This is a genomic window from Pseudomonas agronomica, assembly GCF_025917275.1.
GTDB classification, from domain to species: Bacteria; Pseudomonadota; Gammaproteobacteria; order Pseudomonadales; family Pseudomonadaceae; genus Aquipseudomonas; species Aquipseudomonas agronomica.
Genome location: NZ_JAOSHO010000688.1, coordinates 1 through 2126 on the forward strand (window position 1 = coordinate 1; position 2126 = coordinate 2126).

The 2126-nt window shown below is 63.6% G+C and carries 2 protein-coding genes; both read right to left on the reverse strand.

Going from position 1 to position 2126, the window contains the following annotated elements; all coding sequences use genetic code 11:
- Positions 1-46: 46 nt before the first annotated feature.
- Entirely contained in the window at positions 47-1264 is a 1218-nt protein-coding gene (locus tag OC610_RS26185; protein WP_264431990.1) for an amino acid deaminase, read from the reverse strand.
- A gap of 29 nt (positions 1265-1293) precedes the next feature.
- Positions 1294-2058: an IclR family transcriptional regulator gene (locus OC610_RS26190; RefSeq protein ID WP_264431992.1), complete on the reverse strand. Its 765-nt coding sequence runs from the start codon at positions 2056-2058 to the stop codon at positions 1294-1296.
- Between the last annotated feature and the right edge of the window lie 68 nt (positions 2059-2126).

Here is a 2126-nt window from a genome sequence, read left to right on the forward strand (position 1 = left end):
TGTGGGAGCGAGCTTGCTCGCGATAGCCGCGACTCGGTCCCAAGTCCTAAAAGCAGGTCTCCATAACCTCAACCACCCGCAACCCCTCATCCACCAGGCACCCTACCCGCCACTTGTCGAACGTCAGGCACGGGTGGGAAGTCCCGAACGCAATGATGTCCCCCACCCGCAGCTCGACCCCCGGCGCCACCGTCATGAACGCATGCTGGTCCATCACCGCCGTCACCTTGCAAGCGCTGACATCGTCACCCGTCACCGAATCAGCCTCTGGTTTGTAGCGCTCGAGCGGCACCGGCAGCCCGGCGTCATAGGCCACGTCGCGCTTGCCCAGGGCGATCACCGCGAAGCCCGGCTCCGGCATCGACTGCACGTGGGCCCAGACTTCCAGGGCCGGGCGCAAGCCTTCGTGCAAGTCGCTGCGCCGCTCCAGCACGCAGCACTGGGCCTCTTTGTAGATGCCATGGTCATGGGCCACGTAACTGCCGGGACGCAGCACACTGAGGAAACGCCCTTGGGCATTCCGGGCCTCGAAGGATTCGGCAATCAGGTCGTACCAGGCCGAACCCGAGGCGGTGATGATCGGCTTGGCGATGGCGAATGCGCCGCTGTCCTGCAACTGCATGGCCAGCCCCACCAGCGATGCGGCGAATTGGCGAATGCCGCTGATGGCGTGGTCGCCGTGAATCACCCCTTCGTAGCCTTCGATGCCGGTCAAGGCCAGCGCCGGTTGTGCACCGATGGCCTCGGCCAACGCCACCACCTCGGCTTCGCTCCGACACCCGCAACGACCGCCGACGACGCCGTACTCGATCATCACATTGAGCCGCACGCCGCGAGAGGCGAAATAAGCGCCCAGGTCAGCGACATTGTCCGGATGATCGACCATGCAATGGAATTCGAACGCCGGGTCGGCCAGCAGATCGGCAATCAATGCCATGTTGGGTTTGCCGACCAGTTGATTGGCCATCAGCACCCGCCGCACGCCATGGGCGTAAGCAGCACGGGTCTGCACTGCCGTGGCGAGGGTCAGGCCCCAGGCGCCGGCTTCGAGCTGGCGGCGGAACAGCGCCGGGGTCATGCTGGTCTTGCCGTGGGGCGCCAGCTCGGCGCCGCTGTCACTGACAAATGCCTGCATCCAGCGAATGTTGTGCTCCAGCGCCTCGCGGTGCAGCACCAGTGCCGGCAGGCTGACGTCCCGCAACAGATGAGCGCCCACGGCAGCGGCGCCCTTCTCGACGCATGCGTTATCGATGGCAGAAGACATGTTCGAACTCCTCACACAGCCGTGGCTGTCTATTCGTTGATGCGACGGGCCAGGTGGTTGGCGCTTTCGATCAGCACCCGGCGGTAGTCGGCGTAATTGTTCTTGGCGTCAGCCCTCGGGGCGACGATGCACAGGGTCGCGATGGCAACGCCGCTGGGGTCTTTGACCGGTGCGGCGAAGCAATGGGTGAAGGTGTCGGCGACGCTGTCGAAGGAGAAGAATCCATCGACGCCAGCCTGGCGGATTTCCTTGAGAAATTGCTCCAGGGGCAAGCGCTCGCCGTCCGGCAGGATGAAATCGTCAGGGTCGATCAGGTCGATGATCTGCTGGTCGCTCAAATGCGCCAGCAACAGGCGCCCGGAGGCGGTCCAGGGGATCGGCGCGTTCTCACCGATGTCCGAGGAAATGCGGAAATGCCGCTCGCCTTCCTTCATCAGCGCGACCGTGTATTTGCGCCCGTTGAGCAGGCACATCTGCGCGGTTTCCCGGGTCTGCCGGACGATATCCTGCAAGGCCTGGTCAGCCTCGCGGCTCAGGTCGAAGTGCCGCAGATGCGCTTGGCCGAGGAAGTACAACTGGCGCCCCAGGTAGACATGGCCGTCCTTGCCCACCGGCTCGAGGATGCGTCGTTCCAGCAGCGACGCCACCAGTTCATAGACCGTGGACTTGGGGCTGCCGATGCCGCTGGCGATGTCGTTCGGGCGCAGCGGCTGGCCGATTTCCTTGAGGAAATCGAGGATATCGAACGCCCGATCCAATCCCCGGGCCCGGCGTTTGATGGTGTCTTCGGTCATGTCTTTGGTTCCTGAAATTTCACCAATAATCGCATGTATCTTTATTGTGGCGAGGGAGCTTGCTCCCG

Coding starts and splice junctions, on each gene's coding strand:
- OC610_RS26185 (WP_264431990.1), bottom strand. CDS start 1,264: ATGTCTTCTGCCATCGATAACGCATGCGTCGAGAAGGGCGCCGCTGCC.
- OC610_RS26190 (WP_264431992.1), bottom strand. CDS start 2,058: ATGACCGAAGACACCATCAAACGCCGGGCCCGGGGATTGGATCGGGCG.